The 18,317-nt window shown below is 61.8% G+C and carries 18 protein-coding genes; 10 read left to right on the forward strand and 8 right to left on the reverse strand.

What is annotated here, in order from left to right:
• Nucleotides 1-34 precede the first annotated feature (34 nt).
• Both NKJ23_RS08555 and NKJ23_RS08560 read right to left on the reverse strand, forming a co-directional pair.
• Nucleotides 35-817 carry a formyl transferase gene (locus NKJ23_RS08555; RefSeq protein WP_352679962.1) on the reverse strand — a complete coding sequence of 261 codons (783 nt, stop codon included), beginning with the start codon at nucleotides 815-817 and terminating at the stop codon, nucleotides 35-37.
• 78 nt (nucleotides 818-895) lie between these two features.
• On the reverse strand, nucleotides 896-1,471 hold the full coding sequence (locus tag NKJ23_RS08560) for a DUF4893 domain-containing protein (RefSeq protein WP_352470292.1): 576 nt from the start codon (nucleotides 1,469-1,471) through the stop codon (nucleotides 896-898).
• 121 nt (nucleotides 1,472-1,592) lie between these two features.
• On the opposite strand from NKJ23_RS08560, the gene NKJ23_RS08565 reads away from it, so the two are divergent.
• Together NKJ23_RS08565 and NKJ23_RS08570 are read left to right on the forward strand one after the other, a co-directional pair.
• Complete coding sequence (locus NKJ23_RS08565; protein WP_352679965.1) at nucleotides 1,593-2,549, forward strand: NAD-dependent epimerase/dehydratase family protein; 957 nt, start codon at nucleotides 1,593-1,595, stop codon at nucleotides 2,547-2,549.
• A complete protein-coding gene (locus NKJ23_RS08570) occupies nucleotides 2,550-3,065 on the forward strand; it encodes a hypothetical protein (RefSeq protein WP_352679966.1) in 516 nt (171 codons plus the stop codon).
• Between the two features lie 58 nt (nucleotides 3,066-3,123).
• Here NKJ23_RS08570 and NKJ23_RS08575 read toward each other — a convergent pair whose 3' ends face one another.
• Complete coding sequence (locus tag NKJ23_RS08575) at nucleotides 3,124-3,753, reverse strand: DUF1638 domain-containing protein (RefSeq protein ID WP_352679968.1); 630 nt, start codon at nucleotides 3,751-3,753, stop codon at nucleotides 3,124-3,126.
• A gap of 64 nt (nucleotides 3,754-3,817) precedes the next feature.
• Here NKJ23_RS08575 and NKJ23_RS08580 point away from each other — a divergent pair, with 64 nt between their 5' ends.
• Nucleotides 3,818-3,958, forward strand: a complete 141-nt coding sequence (locus tag NKJ23_RS08580; RefSeq protein WP_292654758.1) for an EncA/B family entericidin — start codon at nucleotides 3,818-3,820, stop codon at nucleotides 3,956-3,958.
• An 81-nt stretch (nucleotides 3,959-4,039) separates the two neighbouring features.
• Here NKJ23_RS08580 and NKJ23_RS08585 read toward each other — a convergent pair whose 3' ends face one another.
• On the reverse strand, nucleotides 4,040-4,738 hold the full coding sequence (locus tag NKJ23_RS08585; protein ID WP_023676506.1) for a cobalamin B12-binding domain-containing protein: 699 nt from the start codon (nucleotides 4,736-4,738) through the stop codon (nucleotides 4,040-4,042).
• A gap of 308 nt (nucleotides 4,739-5,046) precedes the next feature.
• Here NKJ23_RS08585 and NKJ23_RS08590 point away from each other — a divergent pair, with 308 nt between their 5' ends.
• From NKJ23_RS08590 to NKJ23_RS08610, 5 genes are all read left to right on the forward strand, one after another.
• Nucleotides 5,047-6,621, forward strand: coding sequence for a trimethylamine methyltransferase family protein (locus NKJ23_RS08590; protein ID WP_352679970.1), 1,575 nt, complete (start codon nucleotides 5,047-5,049; stop codon nucleotides 6,619-6,621).
• A gap of 106 nt (nucleotides 6,622-6,727) precedes the next feature.
• Nucleotides 6,728-7,399, forward strand: a complete 672-nt coding sequence (locus NKJ23_RS08595; protein WP_352679972.1) for a hypothetical protein — start codon at nucleotides 6,728-6,730, stop codon at nucleotides 7,397-7,399.
• Nucleotides 7,400-7,503: 104 nt separating this feature from the next.
• Nucleotides 7,504-8,259 carry a dienelactone hydrolase family protein gene (locus tag NKJ23_RS08600; protein WP_352679974.1) on the forward strand — a complete coding sequence of 252 codons (756 nt, stop codon included), beginning with the start codon at nucleotides 7,504-7,506 and terminating at the stop codon, nucleotides 8,257-8,259.
• 68 nt (nucleotides 8,260-8,327) lie between these two features.
• Entirely contained in the window at nucleotides 8,328-8,888 is a 561-nt protein-coding gene (locus NKJ23_RS08605) for an RNA polymerase sigma factor (protein WP_352452095.1), read from the forward strand.
• A 2-nt stretch (nucleotides 8,889-8,890) separates the two neighbouring features.
• Entirely contained in the window at nucleotides 8,891-11,008 is a 2,118-nt protein-coding gene (locus NKJ23_RS08610) for a vWA domain-containing protein (RefSeq protein ID WP_352679975.1), read from the forward strand.
• 149 nt (nucleotides 11,009-11,157) lie between these two features.
• Here NKJ23_RS08610 and bmt read toward each other — a convergent pair whose 3' ends face one another.
• Both bmt and NKJ23_RS08620 read right to left on the reverse strand, forming a co-directional pair.
• A complete protein-coding gene (bmt, locus tag NKJ23_RS08615) occupies nucleotides 11,158-12,174 on the reverse strand; it encodes a betaine--homocysteine S-methyltransferase (RefSeq protein WP_352470298.1) in 1,017 nt (338 codons plus the stop codon).
• Nucleotides 12,175-12,262: 88 nt separating this feature from the next.
• Nucleotides 12,263-13,105, reverse strand: coding sequence for a helix-turn-helix domain-containing protein (locus NKJ23_RS08620; protein WP_352679976.1), 843 nt, complete (start codon nucleotides 13,103-13,105; stop codon nucleotides 12,263-12,265).
• Nucleotides 13,106-13,333: 228 nt separating this feature from the next.
• Here NKJ23_RS08620 and NKJ23_RS08625 point away from each other — a divergent pair, with 228 nt between their 5' ends.
• Both NKJ23_RS08625 and NKJ23_RS08630 read left to right on the forward strand, forming a co-directional pair.
• Nucleotides 13,334-14,344, forward strand: coding sequence for a fatty acid desaturase (locus NKJ23_RS08625; RefSeq protein WP_352679978.1), 1,011 nt, complete (start codon nucleotides 13,334-13,336; stop codon nucleotides 14,342-14,344).
• 83 nt (nucleotides 14,345-14,427) lie between these two features.
• Nucleotides 14,428-15,228, forward strand: a complete 801-nt coding sequence (locus tag NKJ23_RS08630) for a phosphate/phosphite/phosphonate ABC transporter substrate-binding protein (RefSeq protein ID WP_352500944.1) — start codon at nucleotides 14,428-14,430, stop codon at nucleotides 15,226-15,228.
• Nucleotides 15,229-15,337: 109 nt separating this feature from the next.
• On the opposite strand, the gene NKJ23_RS08635 is transcribed toward NKJ23_RS08630, so the two are convergent.
• Both NKJ23_RS08635 and NKJ23_RS08640 read right to left on the reverse strand, forming a co-directional pair.
• A complete protein-coding gene (locus tag NKJ23_RS08635) occupies nucleotides 15,338-16,651 on the reverse strand; it encodes a M24 family metallopeptidase (protein ID WP_352680149.1) in 1,314 nt (437 codons plus the stop codon).
• Nucleotides 16,652-16,676: 25 nt separating this feature from the next.
• Complete coding sequence (locus tag NKJ23_RS08640; RefSeq protein ID WP_352500943.1) at nucleotides 16,677-18,254, reverse strand: ArnT family glycosyltransferase; 1,578 nt, start codon at nucleotides 18,252-18,254, stop codon at nucleotides 16,677-16,679.
• Between the last annotated feature and the right edge of the window lie 63 nt (nucleotides 18,255-18,317).

An 18,317-nucleotide genomic window follows, 5' to 3' on the forward strand; every position in this document is an offset into this window, starting at 1 on the left:
TTAGTGGCGGGTGGCTGTCCGGTAAATCGGCGCGTCACCAGACGCCGTTCCTTATCCCCGTCCAGAGATAAAACCATATCGTCGGATGATACCATTGTGTCGAAGGTAGGCCGGGATCCACCGTGCCGAGCTTGCCGGCCAGCGCATCCCTGACCGCTTCGACGCAGATGTCGCGCGAGAAGGCCGCCTGCCGCAACGCGTAGCTCGAAACTGTGTCGCCCGGCTGCGGTTTGCCACGCGTCTGCCGCAGCACGCCGCCAGTGTCGACGCCGGCGTCGACCAGATGCACGGTGGTGCCGAAGTTCTCCGCATCGCCTGAAGCCAGCGCCCAGTAACCGCCGTTCATACCACGATATTTCGGGGCGATGCCGGCATGGTAGTTGAGGACCGGGCAAGGGATTTTCGCCAGCGTCTGCCGCGACAGCAAGCGGCAGCCGGCGAGCAGCACCACACCCGGCTGGATTTCCGCAATCGCCTGCAGGCACTCCGGCGCGTTGGCCGACGAGACATAAATGATCTTTTGCCCAGGCTTCGGTTCGGTTTGCAGCTTCTGCCCGGCGGCAAGCCGTGCTGCGTGGCCGGCGAAGAAGCGCTTGCCGAGGCGCGTCAGCACCATCGTGCCGAGTTGACCGATGGCCGAGGTCCAGCCTTGCCGCCGCGCCCGCGCGAGGAGCAATTGCTTTTTGGATTCAGGAGCTTCGAGGATGACGCTGACCGGGCCGAGTTGATCGGCGAGGGCGTTGACGATCGCCCAGATATGCGGGCCGCCTTCGGTGACGACGACGATCGGCCGTTGGTTTGTTTTCGACAGTGCCATGCTCTGCGACTCCCCGCAAAGAACCTGTTCTTTGCGCGCGAATGCTAGGCTGACCGGGTTAACCCCTGGTGATCGGGCTCAGCGCTTGAATTCGAGGATATCGAGCTTCGATTCGTAATAGGGCGCCGGGAACTCGATGCGCCATTCACTGGCGCTGTTGCGGAAGGCATAGCCGACCTGATCGCTTTCCGGGCCGCTGCCGTAGGGCTTTGCCGGATCGTCGTTGACGTGGAAGGAACCGAGATAGATCGCGCGTTTCTCGCCATCGTCGAAGAAGCGGCCCTTGGTGCGTTGCGAGCCGGTGATCTTTTCCAGTCTCCAGCCAGAACCGTCGTCGCTCACCTCGCATTTGAACCAGCCATAGATGACGAGCGGGCTCAATCCGCCGGCCTTGATGGTGCGGCATTGCCATTTGCCGGTCAGGTCCCTGTCAGAGAAGGGAACCAGCGGCTTTGCCAGCAAAGCGTCGAGCTGCTTGACCTCGGCGGGATCGCCGGCCTTCGCCTCGTCAAGCGCTGCCTTGCGCGTCTCGCCATATTTGTTGAGCCGCGCCTTGTCGGCAGCCGTTATCAGCGTCTGCACCTCGCCATCGGCGAACGCGGGCATGGTCAAGCAGAGGACAGTTGCTGCGGCGAACATGAGGCGAGCGATCATCGGTGGCGTTTCCTTTTTGATGGCTGGAGCAGGCTGTTTTCTTGTCTGGCGCATACCTTAATGTTTCGCCGCGTTCTGTCATCCGTGCCTGAGCATCGACAGCAGAAACGAGGTGGAAAGAATGCGGATCTTGCTGACGGGATCGTCCGGTTGGCTGGGCAGCGCCTTGGCGCCGCGCCTGCGGGCTCTTGGCCATGACGTCACCGGCCTCGATCCCGTTCCGTCTTCGGAAACGCCGATCGTCGGCTCAGTGGCCGATCGCGACCTGGTCATGAGGGCGGTCGAGGGGAACCGCGTCGAGGCCATCATCCATAGCGGCGCGCTGCACAAGCCTGACATCGAACGTTATCGCAACGAGGATTTCGTCGAGACGAATGTGCGCGGCACGCTCAACCTGCTCGACGCGGCGGCAGCATTCGGCGTTCAGCGTTTCGTGTTCACGTCGACGACGTCGCTGATGATTTCCCAAACCATTCGCGCCGGCTTCACCGGCGGGACGCGCAAGGCGGCATGGCTGACGGAAGACATGTCGCCTGAACCGCGCAACATCTACGGCGTCACCAAGCTTTCAGCCGAACAGCTCTGCCGGCTCTATCATTTGCAGTTCGGCCTGCCGGTGATCGTGTTGCGCACCGCCCGGTTTTTTCCCGAGGCGGACGACATGGCGCACGTGATCGAACAGTCGGATGCCAACACCAAGGCCAATGAGCTGTTGTTCCGCCGGCTGACGGTGGAGGACGCAGCCGACGCCCACATCGCTGCCCTGGAGAAAGCGCCGCAATTGGGCTTCGACACTTTCATCATCCCGGCACCGACGCCTTTCCAGCCCGAAGATTGCGCGGCCTTGATCGCCGACGCGCCGTCGGTCGTGGCGCGCTATTTTCCGGATTATCCGGCGCTCTACGCGAAGAAAGGCTGGACGATGTTTTCGTCGATCGACCGGGTCTATGATGCGTCGCGGGCGCAGGAAGCGGCTGGGTTTCATCTGCAAGACGAGCTTTGCCGATGTGCTCGCCCGGCTTGTGGCGGAATAAGAGCGCGGGTATTCGTCAGGAATGCGCGTCACTGGGAGAGGTAGTTGGGAGTAACAATCTACTTTGAAGGACAGTTACGGGGTCACGAGCAATATGCTGCTTTGCTGCACGAAGCCAAGGCGTTCGCCATTGCGCGAGACTGGCCGGTGCGCGAGATCGATGAGCGCGAGAAGACGCTCAATCGAGTCATTGATGAACGAAACGTGGACTATATTGGCCCTGTGTTTGGAATAGAGCTTCAACCGCATCCCAATTCGGAACCGCTGCGGCTTGAGTTCGACAAGCACCTCTTCGTTCAACAACACTGTAAAACTCAGTTTTCAGGTGCAGGCGCTCATATCGAGATCATCAGCTTTCTTCGCGAAATTACTCGCTTGTTCTCCAGTCTCAATGTCGTCGATGAAGGGGAGTATTGGGAGCTAAGTGATCCGTCAATTCTGCAAAGTAATTTTGACAATGTCGATGCAATGCTTGCCGAAATATTGCTTAAAGATCCAACCGCGCGGGGACCGATCCGCCTTGAAACCGGGCGCATTATCGATGTCATATCGGATCGGTGAATCGGTGGGCGAAAATGAACGGCAGCCTCCGGCAAACGCTTAGAGGACGCTATTTCTTTTACGAATGTGCTGAGGCGCTGGCCAGTTCCTTCGTCAGGTCACCATAGCCGGTCGAGCGGCGCTCATAGGCGAGGCCGAGCATTTTCGCCGCCTTTTCGGCGACCTTGTCGAGTTCCGGGTCGTTGGTCTGAGCGATATAGATCAGCTTCTCGTAGTTGCCGAAATAGTCCTTGATCAGCTCCGGGTGCTTGTCGAGGCCGAGCGGCTTCATGAAGAAGGCATCGAATTGCCGGCAGAGGAAGTCGGTCATGTAGAACGACATCATGTCGTCATCGACGACCTTCGCATAGGCATCCATGCCCTGGTAGAAAGCAAAGCAATGCGGCCCGGCCATGCGCTCGACGCCATGCTTCTCGCAGATCCGATCGAGCAGGCCACCCGTGCCGCAATCGGCATAGCCGACGAAGATGTGTCTGTAGCCGTCGGTCTTGGCCTTCTCGATAGCCTTGTCCATGGCCGGCGCGATGCGGTCCGGATAGAAATGGAACTCCGCCGGCAGGCAGGTCAGGTCGAGATGGTCGAGCCCGAGCTGCTCCTTGACCGCCAAAACTTCGCGCGCGATCATCCCGCAGGCGATGACGAGCAGCCTGTCGCCTTGATCGGATTGTTGTTTTCGCGCGGTAGTCATGGAACCAGTCTAATCGATCTTCGTTGCTGTCCAGCGAATTTATATGCTGAGGGAGACACCATTCATGAAATTGTTCCGCGTCGCGCCAATCGCTATTCTCGCCTGCGCCTTGGCTGTTTCGGCCTGCGCCAACACGGTGCGCGGCGTCGGTAAGGATCTCAAATCCACCGCGAAGGCAGTTGACGATACCGTCAAGAAACCCTGATCTGCACGGCTCTAAACATTTGGGAATAAAAAAGCCGCACTGCAAGGCGCGGCTTTTCTCGTTCGTGCCGGACTTATTGGCTCAGGCCGAAGCGCGCACGTTGTGCTTGCGCTTCATGAAGTCCTTGGCGGTCTCGACTGCCACCGCGGCGTCGCGGCAATAGGCGTCGGCGCCGACGGCTTTGCCGAATTCCTCGTTGAGCGGCGCACCGCCGACCAGCACGACATAGTCGTCGCGAATGCCCTTTTCCTTCATCGTATCGATGACGACTTTCATGTAAGGCATGGTCGTCGTCAGTAGCGCTGACATGCCGATGATGTCGGGCTGGTGCTTTTCGATGGCATCGAGATATTTTTCGACCGCATTGTTGATGCCGAGGTCGATGACATCGAAGCCGGCGCCTTCCATCATCATGCCGACTAGGTTCTTGCCGATGTCGTGGATGTCGCCCTTGACGGTGCCGATCACCATTTTGCCCTGCTTCGGCGCGCCTGTGGCGACAAGCAGCGGACGCAGGATGAACATGCCGGCCTTCATCGCGTTGGCCGACAGCAGCACTTCGGGAACGAACAGGATGCCGTCGCGGAAATCCTCGCCGACGATACGCATGCCCTCGACCAGAGCCTCGGTCAACACCTTGTAAGGCGCCCAGCCGCGCTCGAGAAGGATATTGGTGCCTTCCTCGATTTCTTCCTTCAACCCGTCATAAAGATCGTCGTGCATCTGCTGCACCAACTCGTCGTCGGAGAGTTCCGAAAGGATGATCTCGTCGTCGGCCATTTTTTCTCAGGCTCCTTGCCGGCTACAACTATCGCGGCAGCTTAAAAATATCGCGTCAATACCTAACCCGCACGGGCCGGTTGTCCATAGCTGATTTGCGACTTCCCGCAAAACGAAAGCGACCGTAAATCTCTTGGAATTCTTGTCGATTTTGCGACAGGCGTTGGCGCTGGCGGGCCGTTTCGAATAGGGTGCATGGCTACGATCCGGCCAGAGACCGCAATATGCGGCCGCAAACGGATTTCAGGCCGGTACAACAGCCCGGCCGGAGTAAATCAGGCCAGAACGAAAGCCAGGGAAGAACGATTATGAGTGAGAACGCGCCGGTCGATCAGGAAGCGTCAAACGCACGGCGCGGGCGCGCTGCCAGCGGTGGCGCCGCAGCCCGACGGGCCGCGCGTTCGGGCGGCGGCCCCGGCACACAGCTCACCTATATCAAGCGCAAGATCAACGTCTATGAAGTGCTGGACGAGGAAGGGCTGGCGCTGATCGAAAAGAACACCGACACGGTGCTGGAGGAGATCGGCATCATCTTCCGCGACGACGCCGAGGCGCTGCAGCTTTGGAAAGAGGCGGGCGCCGACGTCAAGGGCGAGCGGGTGCATTTCCCCAAGGGCCTCTGCCGCTCGCTGTTGAAGACCGCTCCGTCCGTCTATACCCAGCACGCCCGCAACGGCGAGCGCTCGGTGCAGATCGGCGGCAACGCGACAGTGTTCGCGCCGGTCTATGGACCGCCCTTCGTGCGCGATCTCGACGGCGTCAGGCGCTATGCGACGATCGAGGATTTCCGGAATTTCGTGAAACTCGCCTATATGGCGCCGTCGATCCACCATTCGGGCGGCACGGTTTGCGAGCCGGTCGACGTGCCGGTCAACAAACGGCATCTCGACATGGTCTACAGCCATATCAAATATTCGGACAAGCCGTTCATGGGCTCGGTGACCGCGCCCGAGCGCGCGGAAGATACGGTGGTGATGGCCAAGATCGTGTTCGGTGACGATTTCGTCGAGAACAACACGGTGCTGACCAGCCTGATCAACGCCAACTCGCCGATGGTCTTCGACGAGACCATGCTGGGAGCGCTGAAGGTCTATTCGCGCCACAATCAGGCCTGTATCGTCACGCCGTTCATCCTTGCCGGTGCGATGAGCCCGGTGACGGTCGCCGGCACGCTGACCCAGGTTTTAGCCGAGGTTCTGGCGGGAGCGTCGTTCACCCAGCTGATCCGGCCGGGTGCGCCGGTGCTGTTCGGCACCTTCGCCTCGTCGATCTCGATGCAGTCGGGCGCGCCGACCTTCGGCACGCCGGAGCCGTCGCTGGTCTCGTATGGCGCCGCACAGCTTGCCCGTCGGCTCGGCCTGCCGTTTCGCACCGGCGGTTCGCTCTGTGCTTCAAAAATCCCCGATGCGCAGGCCGCCTACGAGAGCGCCAACACGCTGAACTCGACGATCCTCGCCGGCACCAACTTCGTGCTGCATTCGGCTGGCTGGCTCGAGGGCGGTCTCGCCTCCTGCTACGAAAAGTTCATGATGGATATCGACCAGCTCGGCATGACGCAGAAGTTCTCTGAGGGTGTCGACCTGTCGGAAAACGGCCAGGCAATGGACGCCATCCGCCAGGTCGGCCCGGGCAGCCACTATCTCGGCTGCGATCACACCCAGGCCAATTTCCAGACCGCGTTCTACCGTTCCAACATCGCCGATAACAATTCCTACGAGCAATGGCTGGCCGAAGGCGAAAAGACCGCGCCGCAGCGCGCCAACGAGCTCGCCCGCCGCTGGCTGGAGAGCTACGAGGCGCCGTATCTCGACCCGGGCATCGACGACGGGCTGAAGGACTTCATCGCCAGGAAGAAGGCGTCGATGGCCGACGCCTTCACCTGAAAGGAGCCCGAATCAGGCGGGGCTAAAGTCGCCAACATCATCCACAAGGAAGTCTGGCGGAGCGCCTTCTCCGACCCGGACAAGAAGGGGTGATCCCGAGCGCGGCATGACTCAAACAATCGCGGCGGCACTTTCCGTCCATGGCCTTATGCTTCGCGGCGGCTTCAATTTTGCAGGTGCTGAGGAGACACCTTCCGGTCTCTCCGGCGCTGCCGCCAGATCCGTTCTGCTGGTGGGGCAGGCGGGTGCCGCACCTTGGCCGCACTTCCTGCGCTGGCTGGAGAGACAGTCACAGCCGATCGACGATCCGCTCGACAGATGGTCTCGCGAAGTGATCGGCGCGGTGGCCGAAAGATTCGGGGCACGCGCGGTGTCGCCGTCCGACAGGCCTTATCTGCCATTCCAGCAATGGGCGATGCGTGCGGAGGGGCTGAAGCCGTCGCCGCTCGGCGTTCTCATGCATCCGCAATATGGGCTCTGGCATGCCTATCGCGGCGCGCTGCTGTTCGAAGACGAAATTGCGCTCCAAGAACCCCGCGACGTGATTCACCTTTGCGACACATGTGCCGAAAAACCTTGCCTGAAATCCTGTCCGGTCGAGGCTTATTCTGCGAATGGTTTTGCACATGAAACCTGTCTGGCCCATGTGCGCGGGCAAAACGGCGCGCCCTGCCGGACCGGCGGCTGCCTTGATCGCAACGCCTGTCCTTACGGCACCGATTATCGCTATCCGGCCGAGGTTCAGGCCTTTCACATGGCAGCATTCGCGCGTCTGTAGCGTCGCCGAATGCCGCACGAAATCTTGAAGCAGATCGCCTCATTACAGCTTGCGGCGACGGTCAGCGCGGATATCTATCGCACGACACGTCAACGGAGCGGGCGATGGCCAAGCAAGCGATCCAGATCAAGACGAGTGACGGCATGGCCAAAGCCGGGCTGTTCCGCTCGGCAGCCCCAGCCAAGGCAGCGATCATCCTCTACATGGACGCTTTTGGCCCGCGACCGGCGCTCGACCAGATGGCGGAAAGGCTTACCGACGAAGGCTATGCGGTGCTGGTGCCGGACCTTTTTTACCGCAACGCGCCCTACGGCCCTTTCGAAGCCAAGACTGCGTTCAGTGACGAGAGGAGCAAGGCCGCAATCACAGGTCTCGTCGGCGGCACGACCCAGGAGATGACGATCCGCGACAGCGGCGCGTTCCTCGATGCGCTCGCTGCGCAAGGCCTGACCGGGCCGGTCGGCATTGTCGGCTACTGCATGGGCGGAGCGCGGGCGCTGAACGCGGCGGCCAGCTATTCCGACCGCATCGCCGCTGCTGCCAGTTTCCACGGTGGCAATCTGGCCGGTGACGCCGCCGACAGTCCGCACCGGAAGGCCGCCTCACTCAAGGCAAGGGTCTATATCGGCACCGCCGGTGTCGACCGCAGCTTTCCGCCGGAGCAATCGGCGCGGCTGGCCGAAACACTGCGCGCCGCCGAGGTCGATCATGTCATAGAGAACTATGCCGGCATGGCGCATGGCTGGTGCATGCCGGACCATAGTGCCTTCGATGCAGCCGGCGCCGAACGCCACTGGAAGCGGCTGACGATGCTGTTTGCGGAGACGCTCGGCCAAGGCACGCCAACCATTACGACGTGACCGCCCGCCAAAAAATTCTTTCCATCGCCCCAAGGAACCGCCATTAGCCTTCGTCCAACAGGCAAATGATGGCGATGATGCTGGACGAAAGCGAAGCCTCCGACGCCGAACTGATCGGACGGGCGAAGGGCGGAGACCGGGGTGCTTTCGGCAAGTTGCTCGAAAGGCACTATGGTTTCGTCTATCGCGCCGCCTATCGCTGGTGCGGGAAAAAGGCCGACGCCGAGGATATCGCCCAGGAAGTCTGCGTCCGGCTCGGGCGGGCGATCCGCGACTATCACGGCAGCGGTGCCTTCACGACGTGGCTCTACACCATGACGCTGAATGCGGCGCGCGACATGATGCGCAAGACCGCCCGCGAGACGGTCAAGACCGAGGCCTATGGCGCCTATGCGCTGATTTCGGGGGAAATCTCGGCCGAGCCGGAAGACCCGGCCGAGGCGCTCTGGGCAGCGGTACGCAAGCTGCCGGACAAGCAGCGCGACGCGGTGCTGCTGGTCTATGGCGAAGGGCTGAGCCACGCAGCCGCCGCCGAGGCGATGGCGATCTCGGAGACGACGGTTTCCTGGCACATCCATGAAGCGAAGAAACGGTTGAAGACGCTGATGCGTTCAGCCGGGGAAGTGTGACCATGGTCGACGACAACGAACTGAACAGACTGCGCGACATCGCAGCACCGGCGCCGGACGCGGACGCAAAGGCGCGTGCCCTCCAGGCCGCGCTGCGCGCCTATGACATGGAAGAAAAAACTTTGCCTGCCGCCCAAGGATCGGCAGGCGGGGTTCGTCTCACAGAGCGAGCACAAAGGCTCTGGAGCGAAATCATGCAAAAGAAACTCTTCGCCACGCCGGCCATTGCCGGGCTCGTTGCCCTGCCGATCGCCGGATACGCTACCATTTACATGCTGGGGGAATCCAAATTCGGCGGGCCCGAATTCGGCAGGGATAAGATCACCGAAACGCTGGCTGACAAGCCGACGACCGTCAAACCGCCGGTCGTTGCCGAAGCGGACAAGCAGAAGAAGGCGGACGCCGACAGTGAAAGCCGCGACACCGGCGAGGCGCTTGTGGCGCCGACATCGCCGCCGAAGGCGGAATCGACCGCAGTCGGCGGGCTGACGCAGCAGGATGTGCTCAGCCGCAATGCACCCGAACCGCAGCCGAGCAGCGAGCTTGCGTTGAACGGCGACGCAAGCTCCGCGGCCCCTTCAGCCGATGGCGGCGCGCGGGTCGGCCGCATGCCTGGCACGGTTGCCGAGCCCAAGCTGATGGCACAGCAGCCCGCCGCTGCGCCGGCCGACCAGATGCTGCCGCAAGAGGAAAACCGCGACCGCGTCGAGAATTTCAAGACCAACCCGGTGCATGCCGCACTTGAAGACCCGGTCTCGACCTTCTCGATCGATGTCGACACCGCTTCCTATTCCTTCGTCCGGCGCTCGCTGAAGGAAGGCTTTATCCCGCAGGCCGACACGGTTCGCGTCGAGGAGATGGTCAACTACTTCCCCTATGACTGGAAAGGCCCGGACTCCGCCTCGACGCCGTTCAACTCGACCGTCAGCGTCATGCCGACGCCGTGGAACGAACACACCAGGCTGATGCATGTCGCCATCAAGGGTTTCGACGTGAAGCCGGCCGAGCAGCCCAGGGCCAATCTGGTCTTCCTGATCGATGTGTCGGGGTCGATGAACGAGCAGGACAAGCTTCCGCTCCTGCAGTCGGCCTTCCGACTGCTGGTCAACAAGCTGAGACCTGACGACACCGTCTCGATCGTCACCTATGCGGGCGATGCCGGTACCGTGCTGGAGCCCACCAAGGCTTCGGAAAAGGACAAGATCCTCGCTGCCATCGACAATCTGACATCCGGCGGCTCGACGGCAGGCGAGGCCGGCATCAAGGAAGCCTACAGGCTGGCGCAGAAATCCTTCGTCAAGGACGGCATCAATCGGGTGATGCTCGCCACCGATGGCGACTTCAATGTCGGCCAGACCGACGACGACGACCTGAAGCGGCTGATCGAAAAGGAGCGCAAGACAGGCGTATTCCTGTCGGTGTTCGGCTTCGGCCGCGACAATCTGAACGACCAGATGATGCAGACCATCGCCCAGAACGGCAATGGCACTGCTGCCTACATCGATACATTGGCGGAGGCCGAGAAGGTGCTGGTCGAGGATGCCTCCTCGACACTGTTCACCATCGCCAAGGACGTGAAGATCCAGGTCGAGTTCAACCCGAACAAGGTCTCGGAGTACCGGCTGATTGGCTACGAAACCCGCGCCTTGAATCGAGAGGATTTCAACAATGACCGGGTCGATGCCGGCGAGATCGGCTCAGGTCATTCAGTCACCGCGATCTACGAGATCACGCCTAAGGGCAGCGGCGGCGAACAGATCGACCAGTTGCGCTACGGCCAGGCCTCGGTGAACAATGGCGGTGTCGCCAATGCCGACGAATATGCTTTCGTCAAGATCCGCTACAAGCTGCCGAACGAGGACACCTCGAAGCTGATCACCACGCCGGTAACGTCAGCCAATGAGGTGGCGTCGTTCGACCAGGCCAGCACCGACCAGCGTTTCTCTGTTGCCGTTGCTGCCTTCGGCCAGAAGCTGCGCGACGAGGATGCTACCGCGAAGTTCGGCTACGACAAGATCATGCAGATTGCCACCGCCGCCAGAGGAGCCGATCCGTTTGGATACCGGTCCGAGTTCCTCTCGCTTGTGCGCCTTGCCTCGGCGCTCGGCGGTAACCGGTAGTGGCAATGACGGCCGGTTTCTTTCAGATGGGATCGTTCTGATAGGGGGAGCCGGCCTACGGGCGAGTGAGGCAGGCCGGCGAGGGAAACCTTGCCGGCCTTTTTTCGCGGCCGCACCGCTTCGCGCGGACCATGTCGCAGACGAAAGCGTCAGGCGCGTCCGCGGCGCCGCTCGCGGCGGGCTTCGCTGGTCTCGGCGACATTGACCGTAGCCTGCTTGTTGCGCATCGGGCCGATGCGTTCGACGATCTGCTCGACGGTCGGGCGATCCGACTTGGTGTGCGCATCGAGCGCCTTGCGCATTGCGGCGAGGTGCTGGAACGAGGTGCCGCAGCAGCCGCCGACGATTTTGGCGCCTGCATCGACGGCGAGGCGCACATAGTCGGCCATCAGCTCGGGTGTGCCGGAATAGTAGATCTCGGCACCGCGAAATTCGGGAATGCCGCAATTGCCCTTGACGATCACCGTTGCTTCCGGCTTCGCCTCGGTCATGTCGAGCAGCGACGCGAGAATGTCGGAGGCGCCGACACCGCAATTGGCGCCGACACCGAGCGGTGTCTGCGACAGGCCATCGACGACGCCGTGGATGTCCTTCGGCAGCAGTCCCATCATGGTGCGGCCGGCGGTGTCGAAGGAGCCGGTATAGGTATAGGGCAGGCCGACGCGGATGGCGGCTTCGGCGGCGGCGCGGATTTCGTCAGGCGCCGACATGGTTTCGATCCAGGCGACTTCGGCGCCGCCGGCCTTCAGCCCCTCAATCTGCTCGGCAAAGGCTTCGACCGCCTCGTCATAGGTCATGGCGCCGAGCGGCACCAGCAGCTCGCCGGTCGGGCCGACGGAGCCGGCCACGATCACCTTGCGGCCGGCGTTGCCGGCGACGGCGCTTGCGATCTCGGCCGCGCGCTTGTTCAGCGCATAGACCCGGTCCTGCGCGTGGTGCAGCTTGAGCCGATGGCGGGTGCCGCCAAAAGAGTTGGTCAGGATGATGTCGGCGCCGGCATCGACAAAGTTCTGGTGCAGGCTGGTGATGGTGTCGGGCGCGGTCTCGTTCAAGAGCTCGGGAGCCTCTCCGGCCTCAAGGCCCATGGCGAACAGATTCGTGCCGGTGGCGCCATCGGCGAGCAGGACGCCCTTTTCGGCAAGCAGAGCGTTGATCGGATTGGTCATGTGAAATACGCCTTCCCGGAAGAATAACTGAGATAAGGATATAAAGAATTCTTTATGTGCCGTCAATGTCGGCACGTAGAGCAACCGGTCAAAATCGCATCTCCGCCAGCTTTCGTGTGAAGCTGGCCGCTTCATGCGCGTTGACGTCCGCGGCACGGATCAGATTGTCGAAATGGCTGGTCAGGATGCGGATCGGCTGCGTGGCGTTCAGAACCAGATACATGTCGCCGACGTAAATGGCGGCGCGATAGGGCCCGAAGATGGTGTAGGGGATCGAATAGCGCATCCGCCCGTCATAGAGAAACAGGCGGAAGGTGGGATAGAGGTCGTCGAGCAGCGTCGCCATGTGCAGGAGCTGCTGGTGGCGGTCGGCCTCCGGAAAGCGGTCCCACACGCCCAGCCCGCGCGCGAAGATCTCCAGCGTGTGGCGCGGCATACAGACTTCCATGTCGGTTTCGGGCCGTCGGTTGTAGTCGATGCGGTACTGCGTTTCGCCGGCCTGTGCCTCGCGGCTCTTGTTGGCGATGACGGCTTCGTAGTCGACAAGCGCCTCGGTGCGCAGAAGATCGGGAATGCCGGCCGGCACGTAGCGGATTTTCGTTCCCGCCGCCTCGGCATGCCAGCGAGCCAGCAGCGTGCGGTCGAAGCCGTCCGGCGCCTCCTCGATCTCAAGGCTCTCGCGGATTTCGCCGGTAACACCCTCGTCGTGGCTGAGGCCGAGCAGCCAGTCGAGCGAGACTTTGAATTCGGCGGCGATGTTGAGCAGCGTTTCGGCGCGGGGAAGGCGGGTCGAGGCGCCGGAGAGCAGCTGCGACAGTGCCGAACGGTCGATGCCAACCGCGGCGGCGAAGGCTGATTGGTTCAAATCGGACCTTGTCAAGAGCATTTTCAGGCGCTCGCGAAAGATCGTCGACAGGTTGCGCTTGTCCAAATCGCCGCCCCATTCAATAGGAGGAAAAATTTGCGCTGAAAGCCGCGAACGCGGGCTTCAGGCGTAAATGAATCCTGTTGGTTGTTTACAATACATAACATATGCAGCTGAAAATGCGCAATCGCAACAGGTTGTGCGCTTTATCGCGTTGCGCCGACGCAACGCTCCTGACACAATGTTGTCAGGAATCAAACGGGTTCCGGCGACTGGAAGGCAGTGGTCGATAGCATGACGAGCATGGGCAACAGGCGACACGGCGCAGCGACCATCGAATGGCCGACCGTATTTCTCGCACTTCTCTGCTACGGCGGCTGGCTCGCTACCGGCTTCCTGCTCTGGCCCTCTTACCCGCTGCTGGCACTCGCCTTTCTGACCCTGATTGCGGCGCTGCAATCCTCGCTGATGCACGAGGTCCTGCACGGCCACCCAACCCGGAATGCGCGGCTCAACGAAGCCTTTGTGTTCCTGCCGATTGGCCTTGTCTGGCCGTTTCGCCGGTTCAAGACCATTCACCTGCGCCACCATGCAGACGAGCGCCTGACCGATCCGCTCGATGATCCCGAAAGCTATTACAAGGCTCTCTGGCAGCACGAGGAGCTGCCGTCGGCGATGAAATTCCTGCTGAAGGTCAACAACACGATGATCGGGCGTTTGGTGCTAGGCCCGTGGCTTTCCTGCATCGGCTTTTTCATCGACGACGCCAGGCAGGTTGCCGCGGGCGACAAGTCCATCCGCAAGGCATGGCTGCTGCATGCGATCGGCCTCGTCGTGGTGCTGCCTGTCGTGCAGTTCGGCTTCGGCATGCCGTTATGGCTCTACATACTGGTGCCGGTGTGGCTTGGGCAGTCGCTGATTTCGATCCGCACCTACGCCGAGCACCAATGGTCTGAACATCCGGAAGGCCGCACGATCATCGTCGAGCGCTCGCCGCTGTCCTTCCTGTTCCTCAACAACAATCTGCATTTCGTCCATCACAAGAGCCCGACGGTGGCCTGGTACAGGCTGCCGAAGGTGTTTCGCGACCGCCGCGACGAATGGCTGCGGATGAACAATGGCTACGCCTATCCGAACTATTTCGCGCTGCTCAAGGCCTATGCCTTCAAGGCGAAGGAGCCGGTCGTCCATCCCGTGCTGCGGCGCATGCCGGAACCAGGACGCGCATTCAAGCCGCGCGTCAGGGCACGCAGCCTCAATGGGCTTGGCAGCGCACCGGTACCCGCCGAGCCGCCGAAAGAATGATTCTTGCGTTGTTGCAGGCGGTGCCGCGCGGACGACGCTTTCCTGACCTTGCCAATTTCCCCGCATAACGGTCAAATCCCGGCATGAGCGAATTCATTGCGGCTTTGCCGATGTACGACTGGCCGGAAGCGCGGGACGATGTCGACGCGCAATGGGCGCGGCTGCGCGATGCTTTCAGACAAAAAGGCATCGATGCGCCGGAGACGATCATCCGCCGCACCGGCGATTTGCCCCCCGTGCCTGGCGGTATTCGCGACGATCAGGGAAAACCCATCGCGCCCGATCCGGCGACATTGCCGCCGGACGAACTGGATTTTCACCAGCTCTGGCTGCATCCGGCGCTGCTCTTTGCGCAAACCTGCTGGGGACCGATGGAACTCGGCCTGTCGCAGCGTGTCCAACTCGTCGGCCAGCCGCGTTACGACGCCTTCGAAGGTGGACAGGGCGAACTCTATTCGAGCGCCATCGTCATGAGGGCGGGCGAGGCACCGCCGGCAAGGGCGCCGGCCGACGGCGGTGCCGTCATTCCGCTCGATCAGCTTCGCAGCAAGCGCTTCACCTTCAACAGCCTCGATTCCATGTCGGGCATCATCGCGCCAGCCCGCGACCTGCAAGCATTGGGCGAGAGTCTGGATATCTTTTCCGCGCTGAGCGAAAGCTGTGGGCACCGTGCTTCGATCGTTGCCGTTGCCGAGGGCAGGGCGGACGTCGCGGCGATCGATTGCGAGAGCTGGGCGCTGGCGCAGAGTTTCGAGCCGGCGGCGCAGAAGGTGACGGTCGTCGGCTGGACAAGGCGGCGCAAAGGCTTGCCGTTCATCACGGCCAGGACGACGCCGGAAACGATCGTCGCTGCGATGCGCGAGGCGATCGCGGCGCTCACGTAAAGCGCGTCGCGTTCGGTCGGCCTCATGCGACGCGCTTTAGATTCTTGTTTTATGCATGTCGTTATCGCAAAGCCGCTGCACACTTTTGCGCGACATGCATTAGCGTCGCTCAGCCGCCAAGCAGCCGATTGTCGAGCGGGTAGGTCGAAAGCTTCTCGTTGCCGGTTTCAGTGATCAGGATCTGTTCTTCGATCTTGACGCCTTCGTAGCCGCCAAGCCGACCGATATAGCTCTCGACGCACAGCACCATGCCAGGTTCGAGCACTCCGTCCGGTGTGTCGTCGGTCCAGTCGCTAGCATGCGGCAAAGTCGGGTATTCGTCGGCAAGGCCGACGCCGTGATAGAGCACCCCGTAACGGGCCGGGAAGCAGTCTCCCGGTGGCACTGACGAGCCCTCGACGAGGTCGCGGAACGATATGCCCGGCCGCATCAGCTCGGTGTTGTGGGCGATCTGGTCGGCGGCGATGCGGAACAGGTCGCGCTGCTCCTGCGACGGCGGCGCATCACCGCAAAGCCAGGTGCGCGAAAGGTCGGCGCAGAAGCCGTAAGGACCGATCAGGTCGGTGTCGAAAGCGACGAGCTCGCCGGCCTCGATCGTCCGCGACGAACACTCCTGGAACCATGGATTGGTGCGCGGGCCCGACGACAGGAGCCGGGTTTCGATCCATTCGCCGCCGCGCGCGATGTTGCCGCGATGGAGTTCGGCCCACAATTCGTTCTCGGAGATGCCAGGCCTCAGCGCCTTCTCCATCTCGCCCATTGCCGCCTCGCAAGCGGCGATCGCCCGGCGCATGGCAAGGATTTCGTCGGGCGATTTGATCAGCCGCGCATTTTCCATCACCGCCTCGCCATTGCCGGTCGAGATGCCGAGGCGGGCGAGCTCTTCGATGCCCTCGGGATTGATGTGGTCGACGGCGATGCGGCGATTGCCGCCGCCATGTTTCAATACCAGGTCGGCGATGCCGGCTGCCCAGCGGCGGACTTTTTGACCGGTCAGCTCGCCGCTGTACAGATAAGCCCACGACACCGCCGGCCGCACCTCGTCGACGACGCCGGAATGATCGGAAAGGTGCTCGCAGGAGAAATAGTCGAACAGCACCACCGGGCCATCGGTGGCAACGAAACAATGCCTGGTCCGATTGTGTGCGACCCAGAGCTGCATGTTGGTTGCGTCGGTGGCATAGCGGATGTTGACCGGATCGTAGAGCAGGGCTCCCGCATAGTCGCGGCGCTTCAGCTCGGCGCGGATGCGCTCGAGCCGGTATCGGCGCATGGCGGGCAGGTCAGGAGCAGCAATGCCCGCCGCCTGCCATTCGGCTTCCGCCAGCGCTCCATAGCCCAGCGCATGCTGGTTGAGTTCAGCGGCCTTCAGCCGCGATTTTTTGTGCAGCACATCATTCGAGCCGTCGGGCTCGAACGGCATGATCTTGCGGTGATGACGGGGCCGGTCAGTCGGGTTCCTGTCCACCCTCGGGTCCTCCGCTAACGCCTTCCTTAGGCGCCGTGGCTTCTCCCACCGCCATTCTCTTCAATCTTACATAGGCGCCGGCCCGGGCGGACTTGCCGGTGCCGCGCAACAGCGGAACCATCATTTGCCGTGGTTGGCCGTCCGGCTCATAGCCGGCCGCTTTGAGCTGCTCCAAAATGACCGGCCGCGGATCGTCGCGGTCAAGCCAGACGAGTACGGCCGGCTCCTTCATCAGCGTTTCGAAATTAGGCACTTCCTGGTCAAGTGCGACCAGTTTTTCGTCGACCAGCCGCAGGTTTCCGACCCATGCACCATCAGATATTGCGGTTTTGACCGGTCCGTCCGCAGTCAGTTGGCGATAGAGGGCGGGGTAATCCACGCGGATCATCCGCGAGAGGCCACTGGTCCCGTTTACCTGGACGTACCAGGTGGCGGGCGCGAGCAGCACGGCGATGATCGCTCCAGCCGCGATCACCAGGAGCTGCGCATTCCTGCCGCGCGGCGCCAGCCGTTCCATAGTGGCGACGATGGCCAGCGGCAACATGAACAGGACGGGCAGCAGCCAGCGGTCCTTGACCACCGTCACGCCGGTGGCAAGTACAAGTATTGCCAGCATGGCCAAGCCGAGCGCCAAGGTACGCCACAACAGAATTTCCCGGGCCGGACCTTCCGGATGCCGCTCCGAGAAACGGAACTTCGCCAGCCAGAAAGCCAGGGCGGAAACGAGCACGGGCAAGACCGCGAAATTGAAGGTGCCCATGATAAACTTGCCGGCGCCGACAAAGGCCGCCGCCACGCGCCCTTGTTGCGCGTCTATTCCGAACTTTTCGCCTCTCGACAATAAATCGGCGGGATGCATGAGGCTCCAATAGGTGGTTGGCGCCAGCACCAATATCGCGACCGCTATGCTGATGGCGAACTTCGGATCGAGGATCGCGCTGCGCCATTCGCGCAGCGACAGCACGGCCGCAACAAGGGCCACCACGAGGAAGACATCATTATATTTGGCAAGAATTGCCGCCGCGGTGGCCAGGCCAAACGCCGCATAGGCGATCATGCTTCGCCGCTCGAGAAGATAGGCCATGGCCAGCAGGAGCAGCGAGCAGAAGCCGACGACGGCGACGGAATGCGACAAGGCGCGCTGCGATTCCCAGACGATCTGCGGGATCGTAAACAGGCCGAACATGGCCGCCGCCGCTGTCGCTTTGGTGTAGCCGAACCGCCGCATGGCGGCGAACACGCTGCAGGCGGCAAGGAACAGCACGGAGTATTTGACGAGCTTCAGCGTGAAGATACTGGTGCCGAAAACATGCGCGGCCAGCCAGTTGATCCAGGTGTACAGGGGTGGTTGCGAGCCGCCATATCCAGCCCAGAGATACGGAACATAGATCAGCTGCTCCGCATCATCGATGCCGACGCCGGTTCCCGCCCAAGAGCTCAACAGGGACAGTATGATGGTCTGCAAGGCAAAGTAAGCCGCGACCATGACGATCGCCGCCGGGAAGGGGCCGATCCGTCCCTCGGCCAGCCACTCGGCCCATCTCAGATTGTACTTCAATGAAATCTCATCGCCCTTGCCAGCAGAGTGTTGCCGGCTGCGCTAGCATGAAGAGTATGCTCC

The sequence above is a fragment of the Mesorhizobium sp. M0184 genome, assembly GCF_040322215.1.
Classification (GTDB): Bacteria; Pseudomonadota; Alphaproteobacteria; order Rhizobiales; family Rhizobiaceae; genus Mesorhizobium.

Coding starts and splice junctions, on each gene's coding strand:
- bmt (WP_352470298.1), bottom strand. CDS start 12,174: ATGACCAATCCGATCAACGCTCTGCTTGCCGAAAAGGGCGTCCTGCTC.
- NKJ23_RS08585 (WP_023676506.1), bottom strand. CDS start 4,738: ATGGCCGACGACGAGATCATCCTTTCGGAACTCTCCGACGACGAGTTG.
- NKJ23_RS08555 (WP_352679962.1), bottom strand. CDS start 817: ATGGCACTGTCGAAAACAAACCAACGGCCGATCGTCGTCGTCACCGAA.
- NKJ23_RS08600 (WP_352679974.1), top strand. CDS start 7,504: ATGGCCAAGCAAGCGATCCAGATCAAGACGAGTGACGGCATGGCCAAA.
- NKJ23_RS08575 (WP_352679968.1), bottom strand. CDS start 3,753: ATGACTACCGCGCGAAAACAACAATCCGATCAAGGCGACAGGCTGCTC.
- NKJ23_RS08625 (WP_352679978.1), top strand. CDS start 13,334: ATGACGAGCATGGGCAACAGGCGACACGGCGCAGCGACCATCGAATGG.
- NKJ23_RS08565 (WP_352679965.1), top strand. CDS start 1,593: ATGCGGATCTTGCTGACGGGATCGTCCGGTTGGCTGGGCAGCGCCTTG.
- NKJ23_RS08605 (WP_352452095.1), top strand. CDS start 8,328: ATGGCGATGATGCTGGACGAAAGCGAAGCCTCCGACGCCGAACTGATC.
- NKJ23_RS08635 (WP_352680149.1), bottom strand. CDS start 16,651: ATGCCGTTCGAGCCCGACGGCTCGAATGATGTGCTGCACAAAAAATCG.
- NKJ23_RS08610 (WP_352679975.1), top strand. CDS start 8,891: ATGGTCGACGACAACGAACTGAACAGACTGCGCGACATCGCAGCACCG.
- NKJ23_RS08595 (WP_352679972.1), top strand. CDS start 6,728: ATGACTCAAACAATCGCGGCGGCACTTTCCGTCCATGGCCTTATGCTT.
- NKJ23_RS08630 (WP_352500944.1), top strand. CDS start 14,428: ATGAGCGAATTCATTGCGGCTTTGCCGATGTACGACTGGCCGGAAGCG.
- NKJ23_RS08590 (WP_352679970.1), top strand. CDS start 5,047: ATGAGTGAGAACGCGCCGGTCGATCAGGAAGCGTCAAACGCACGGCGC.
- NKJ23_RS08560 (WP_352470292.1), bottom strand. CDS start 1,471: ATGATCGCTCGCCTCATGTTCGCCGCAGCAACTGTCCTCTGCTTGACC.
- NKJ23_RS08580 (WP_292654758.1), top strand. CDS start 3,818: ATGAAATTGTTCCGCGTCGCGCCAATCGCTATTCTCGCCTGCGCCTTG.